Source organism: Capsulimonas sp., from assembly GCF_039929585.1.
GTDB lineage: Bacteria > Armatimonadota > Armatimonadia > Armatimonadales > Capsulimonadaceae > Capsulimonas.
In genome coordinates this window covers 1-6464 of record NZ_JBDSQY010000049.1, presented here as the reverse complement: position 1 = coordinate 6464, position 6464 = coordinate 1, and the positions used below count along the sequence as shown (strand labels likewise).

Here is a 6464-nt window from a genome sequence, read left to right as displayed (position 1 = left end):
CTGCGGAGCAGCTTGCAGGGAAGGGGGAAGCCGAAGTTTACTTCGGCGGGGGGTTAGGCAGACATCTCATAACTTTATATTAACACATCTCATCACAAAATAGCAAACATTTGTTCCCATATCACTTGCTTTTTATTAATTTATCGTTAATAATAGACTCAACGATCGCGACACGTGAGATTCACCTTGATGACGATACCAACGGCGACGGAATTTGGGGCGTGGCTTAAAGATGCGCGCACGGCGCGGGGGCTGTCGGTCAACGCGCTGGCGGACCGAGCGGGCGTCAGCAATGCATCGATCTCCAAGTTTGAGACGGGCAAGCTGAACCCACGCAAGCGCACGGCGGAGCAGATCGCGGCGGCGCTCGCGCCCGACAATGCCTCGTCGTCGGCGAAGGACGCCCTCGTGCGCGCCGCCCTCGCCTCGGCTGGCTACGCGACGACGCCTATTCGAGAATTAGAGCGTGACCCAGTATTCGACGAAGGATTCGAAGCCGGTTATAACTCCGACGACGGCCTGACCGACGAAGACCGCGAAAACCTACGCCAGGAGGCGCGCGACTTCTACCATTTCAAGGCTGAACAGCTGCGGCGGCAGCGGGGGCGTGCATAGGAGCCACGGCGAATGCGCGGGTAGGAGCCGGCGCGTACGAACTGGCGAATGAATTCGCCGGGCGCTCTTTGAATCGAAGGGCGCTTTTCTTTTACACTTATTTGGAACATATGTACACCAACATGGATCAATGGGCGATCGGAATGGCGGCGAGTCAGATACGGGCGATGATGGCCCGCGCCAATGGCGGACGCCTGCCTCGATCCGAGCGCGGCTGGCGGCGTCTGCTCGCGCAGCACGGGATCGAAATCTGGGAGTGCCGCCGCCACACCCGCCACTTTCGCGGGCGTCTCTATATTGATCCCTGGGGAGCCACCGTCTTTCTCGCCCCCTGGCTGACGCCCTACCAAACCATGCGCATCCTCTGCCACGAACTCGCCGAATACCTCGCCGTTCAACTCTACCCCACACCCGGCGACGACGCGTGCGGCGAATACCACTACGACGGAGGCCGACGCCCGCAGGACTACCGCCATCTCGTCGCCAAGGAAGTCGAACGCATGACGTTCCCGCGCCTGCCGCTGTTCTGGGCCGTGAGAGGAGCGCTGCAAGAGCGGCAGCCATAGTGAAGATTGCAGATGAGAGGCTCAAGAATTCACGCCGTACCTCCCCATCCATCAAACATTGCAATCAGAAAGGAGAATAAATACGAAAATTGTTATCTTAAATTAAATATGTTTGTCGAAATTAGTATAGTAATCTGCTAAAATTCAATAGGTGGGCTTGTTTCCTTGCACCGCCCTATCCCCATCACACCGGAGAGACCATTACATCATGCGTACCCACAAAAGGTTTAGCGCCGCCGCAATCACAACGGCGGTTCTTGCCCAGTCAGTCTTTATGGCTTCTTCGACAGGCGCTTTCGCGCAAACATCCCCCGATGTTACCATCGACGACATGGTAGTGTCCGCAGACATGTACGCCGCCATGCAGCCGCCCGTCCCAGGAACGCCCCCGCCGCCCAGCGGCTTCGCCCCCGTGAAAAAATGGTGGCAGGGATATGTCCCATATCAGTTTGACAGCGACGTGCTTCCTATCAATCGCGAGCGGTTTCGTGCGGCGTGCGTTCAATGGCAGGCATATACGGACGTACATTTTATTCCCAGAACCGACCAAACCTCCTACCTTCAGATCCATAACAGCAGTGTCAATAATTCGTTTCTTGGGTTTAATGGAGGCAAACAGGATCTGAATTTGTTCAACTGGGACTATCGGTATATCATCTGCCACGAGTTAGGCCATGCTCTCGGCTTAGTTCATGAACATAACCGCGCGGACCGTGACAACTATGTTACGATCAACTTTGCAAATATGGACGCCAGCCATACCCATGATTTCGTAAAGCTCAATAACACCTTGGATCGTGGCCCGTATGACTTCGATTCCGTGATGCATTACTATCTGACCGCTTACTCCAACAATACACTACCCACAATCACGATTAAAACGCCTTACTCCAGTTACTGGAACTACGACAACGTCGGCCACACCACTCATCTTAGCGTGCTGGATAAGGCCGGTGTGGCGAGTATTTACGGGCAGCGGGCTCGCTTCGACCTCAATTTCGATCGCAAAGACGATCTGATATGGCAGGACGCCAGTACGGGCCTCGTGAATGCCTGGATGATGGACACGACGGCGGCCACGGCGGGCGGCAACGTCACCATTGCGTCGGGAACGGACGCTCCTCTTCCAAGCCAGTGGCGGATTGCCGGCACGGGCGATTTCAACGATGACGGTCAGGCCGATATTTTGTGGCAAAATCAGAATGACGGGGGAAATATGGTCGTGTGGTATATGCATGGCGCCACCCACTATTACAACGTCCCGATCACCCAGCCATTCGGCGTCCTGCCCGCCGCGCAGAAGCTCGTCAGCGTCAATGATTTCAATACCGACGGACGGCCTGACCTTCTGTGGCAGAACACCAGCACCGGAGAAATCACATGCTGGCTCATGCATGGAACCACCACGACCACCGATGATCGAATCACGGTCTTCAGCGCGCAAACCGCGCCGAGCCCCGCCTCATGGCGAATTGTCGCCAGCGGCGACTTCAATCGCGATGGACAGCCGGATATCCTCTGGCAAAATCAGCAGGAAAGCAGCCTTCTCAACGTTTATTACATGAACGAAACGAACTTTCTGAGTGATCAAAGTCATCAAACGATCAGTGAGCCGTATGGAACATATCCGCTCAATTGGAAAGTGATCGGGACAGGCGACTTTAACGCCGACGGGCAAGTCGACATCCTCTGGCAGGACAGCACGAACAGCAGCAACACAAAAGTGTGGCTGATGAACGGCGCAGTCGCCCAGACCAACGGAAACTTGACCGTGACCAATCCGTACGGAGCTATTTCCGCAACCGCAAGCATCGTAGGCATGCGATAATCAGATCGCTCCCGCGCCGCTTGCGCGGATGGAGCGAAGCAAGTACAACCAGCGAGCCCAAGGACAGAGTTAAAGGTCCTTGGGCTCGTGTGATTCGTCCCCTCTCACACCTGTGGGGGGCAATCGCAATGCCCCCAACCAATAGCATGCATCGCACTTTAAAGTGCGTACTTCACAGATCGCGCCATTCTGGGTACTCTCACCCAAGCAGCGTCCTGACCGGCGCTGGCCTGTTAGATTTCTATCTGTGAAGGAACGAATCATGATCAAACGAAATATGGCGATTGTAGCGGCGGCGCTGGCGCTGGGCGCCGTGGGCGTCCCCGCCGGCGCGCAGGACTTTGGCGCCGCCGCGCAGCCATTCCAAGTCGGCAAGCTCCAAGTGACAACGCTGCATGACAAGCAGAACCTCATGCCCAACGACGGCAAGGTGATCGGAGTGGATGTCGGCCCCGCCGCCGTCTCGAAGGTGCTCGCGTCCAAGGGGAAGCCGACCGACAAACTGCTGCTGAGCGTGGACGCGCTCGCGATCAAGACGGGCAAGGGATACGGTCTGATCGATACGGGCCTGGGCCCGAAGGCGAAGGGCAGCCTTCCGGAAAGCATGGCGCTGGCGCACATCTCCCCGGCCAGCGTCACCGATGTTCTTATCACACACTCGCACGGCGACCATATCGGCGGTCTGGTGAACGCCGACGGCGGCTACGCCTTCCCGAACGCCAAGGTCCGCATGTCGGCAAAAGAGTGGACGGAGCTGCAAGGGCGCCAGGGGTCAGAAGATGTCGTGAAGGCGATTGGATCTCACGTCGTCACCTTCACGCCGGGCAAGGCCATCCTGCCGGGGATCACTCCCGTGGCGCTGTACGGCCACACGCAGGGAAGCGTCGGGTATCTGATCGTTTCCGGAAAATCCAGCCTGATGGACATCGGCGACACCGCGCACAGTTCGGTCATCTCGCTGGAGCGGCCGGAGTGGCGCATCAAGTACGACGAAAACTCGCCCGAAGCCATCGGCGTGCGCAAGGCGACCCTGAAGAAGCTCGCCGCCGGCCACACGCTCGTCTTCGCCCCGCACTTCCCCTACCCCGGCGTCGGCCGCATCGCGAAGGACGGCGTGGGTTACCAATGGAAGCCGAGTCTGCGGTAACGGCCGGCGAGGATGGCGAATAATGCGTTTTGCCGATTTCGTGGCGTAATGCACCGACGTAAGAAGGCCGGCGAATTTATTCGCCGGCCTTCTTATTGGCTTCTCGTGTGTCGAAGTCCATCATGAAACGCAATATCATCTATGATATACGCTTTGATAAAAATTTCACGTTACCACGTTATGATGAGATAACCCACGCAGGTCGGGGGCCCTCTGGGCGATCAGCGCACTTGCAGGCGCGACTTCCAGTCGCTGGCCTGCAACCTACCCCAATAAGATCCCTCTGACCGTTGAAAAGGCAAACCATGCATTTGAAATTTCTCACGGGTTCTGCTCTCGTCTGCGCCATCCTGACCGCAAGCATACTGTCCGCCCACGCCGTTAACCTGGAGGACGATCGTAAAAGCGGGGCGCCAGTCGCGCTCCTGCCGACACCGTGGACGGAAGCCGCCAAGGCGTCGAAGATACCATTGCCGGAATATCCTCGTCCGCAGATGACGCGCCGAGACTGGATGAATTTGAACGGGGAATGGGACTACATGGGAGGCGCGTCGTGCCCTGATCCCACGGACCCACAGCATCACCTGCCCGTATTTCCGCTCAAGACCGAACGGATCAAAGCGCCGTATCCTCCCGAATCGTATCTCTCGGGCATCATGCGGAAACAGGAAATCAACATGTGGTATCGGCGAACCGTCACGATCCCGCGTTCCTGGGGAAAGAAACGGACGCTGCTGCACTTTGACGCGGTCGCGTGTCAGTCGGCGGTGTTCGTCAACGAACATCTCGCGGGGACACATGAAGGCAGCTTTGACGCGTTTGAATTCGACATCACCGACTTTCTCCACAGCGGCCGCAACGAGATCGTCGTCGGCGCCCAGGACACTCATGACGGCCGGCATTCCTGCGGGAAAGACTGTGTGACCCAGGGCGATTACACATTTACCTCGGGAATCTGGCAGACAGTTTGGATGGAGCCTGTGGCTGGGTCCTCCATTCAAGACCTGCAAATCACTCCCGACGTGAGCCATTCCAGCGTTCAGGTGAAGGCGGCGCTGTCTGGTAGCCCGGTCGACCGGATCAAAGCCATCGTGTCAAGCAAGGGAAAGATCGTCAGCCAGGCAACTGGAACCGCCTCCGAGCCGCTGGATGTTTCGGTAGCCAAGCCGCGCCTCTGGTCGCCGGACGATCCGTTTCTCTATGACCTGAAGGTGCAGGCTCTCAACGACAAGGGCAAGGTGATCGACGAAGTCCAAAGCTACTTCGGTATGCGCTCCGTGGGCCTGGGGATGGTGGCGGGACAGCTGCGTCCGCTGCTCAACGGCAAATTTGTGTTTCAGATGGGACCGCTGGATCAGGGCTACTGGCCGGACGGCGCCCACACGGCGCCGACGGACGCCGCGCTGAAATTCGATCTCGAAGCCACCAAGCGACTGGGGTTCAACCTCGTGCGCAAACACGCCAAAGTGGAGCCCCAGCGCTGGTATTACTGGGCCGACAAACTGGGTCTGCTGGTCTGGCAGGACATGCCTTCGCTGTGGTATCCCGAGGAGCAGCCCGAGCGCACGCGGCCTCAGTTCGAGCGCGAATGGCGGCGCATCATCGAGCAGCATCGAAACTCGCCGGGGATCGTCGCCTGGGTTCCGTTCAACGAAAACTGGGGCGCTTACGATGTCCCCCGCATCACCTCCTGGACAAAGTCCTTCGACCCCACCCGCCTGGTCAACGGCAACACCGGTTACAACAACGCGCCCGGATACCGTCCGGCGCCGGGCGATCCCGGGAACGGCGACTTCGACGACCTGCATATCTATATCGGCCCCGGCGATCCTCCGCAGCCCAGCGCCACACGCGCCGCCGCGCTCGGCGAATACGGCGGCGTGGGCATGCTCACGCCCGGCCATATGTGGCCCGTTGAAAACAACGCGTATGAGATGCAGCCCTCGGTCGATGCTCTGACAAAGCGCTTCGAGCGCGCGCAATCGGAACTGCTTTCGTTGGTGACGCAAAAGGGACTGGGCGGCGCGATCTACACCCAGACCACCGACGTCGAACACGAAGTGAACGGCTTCCTGACCTACGACCGCAAGGTCGAAAAAATGGATTTCCCGCGGGTCAAAGCCGCGAACGAAGCCGTATACCACGCCGCCGACGCAATCGCAAACGAGCCGCCTATCCCCCCATCGAAGTAAACTTCGATTCCCCCTTCCCTGCAAGCTGCTTCGCAGTGGGAAGTGGGTGCTGATAACTCAAAGCGACATGGCTCTTGACGTGAGGTTTCGGCCCCCGTCCCCATCCTGGGGAGCAG

5 protein-coding genes are annotated in these 6464 nt (G+C 58.3%); all 5 read left to right on the top strand.

Going from position 1 to position 6464, the window contains the following annotated elements; all coding sequences use genetic code 11:
* Positions 1–189 precede the first annotated feature (189 nt).
* The 5 genes from ABIZ35_RS03405 (at position 190) to ABIZ35_RS03385 (ending at position 6348) form a co-directional block, all read left to right on the top strand.
* Entirely contained in the window at positions 190–615 is a 426-nt protein-coding gene (locus tag ABIZ35_RS03405) for a helix-turn-helix transcriptional regulator (RefSeq protein WP_348218466.1), read from the top strand.
* Between the two features lie 110 nt (positions 616–725).
* Complete coding sequence (locus ABIZ35_RS03400) at positions 726–1181, top strand: hypothetical protein (RefSeq protein ID WP_348218465.1); 456 nt, start codon at positions 726–728, stop codon at positions 1179–1181.
* Between the two features lie 208 nt (positions 1182–1389).
* On the top strand, positions 1390–3009 hold the full coding sequence (locus ABIZ35_RS03395; RefSeq protein ID WP_348218464.1) for a M12 family metallopeptidase: 1620 nt from the start codon (positions 1390–1392) through the stop codon (positions 3007–3009).
* Positions 3010–3271: 262 nt separating this feature from the next.
* Complete coding sequence (locus ABIZ35_RS03390) at positions 3272–4156, top strand: MBL fold metallo-hydrolase (RefSeq protein WP_348218463.1); 885 nt, start codon at positions 3272–3274, stop codon at positions 4154–4156.
* A gap of 305 nt (positions 4157–4461) precedes the next feature.
* Positions 4462–6348, top strand: coding sequence for a sugar-binding domain-containing protein (locus tag ABIZ35_RS03385; protein ID WP_348218462.1), 1887 nt, complete (start codon positions 4462–4464; stop codon positions 6346–6348).
* Positions 6349–6464 lie beyond the last annotated feature (116 nt).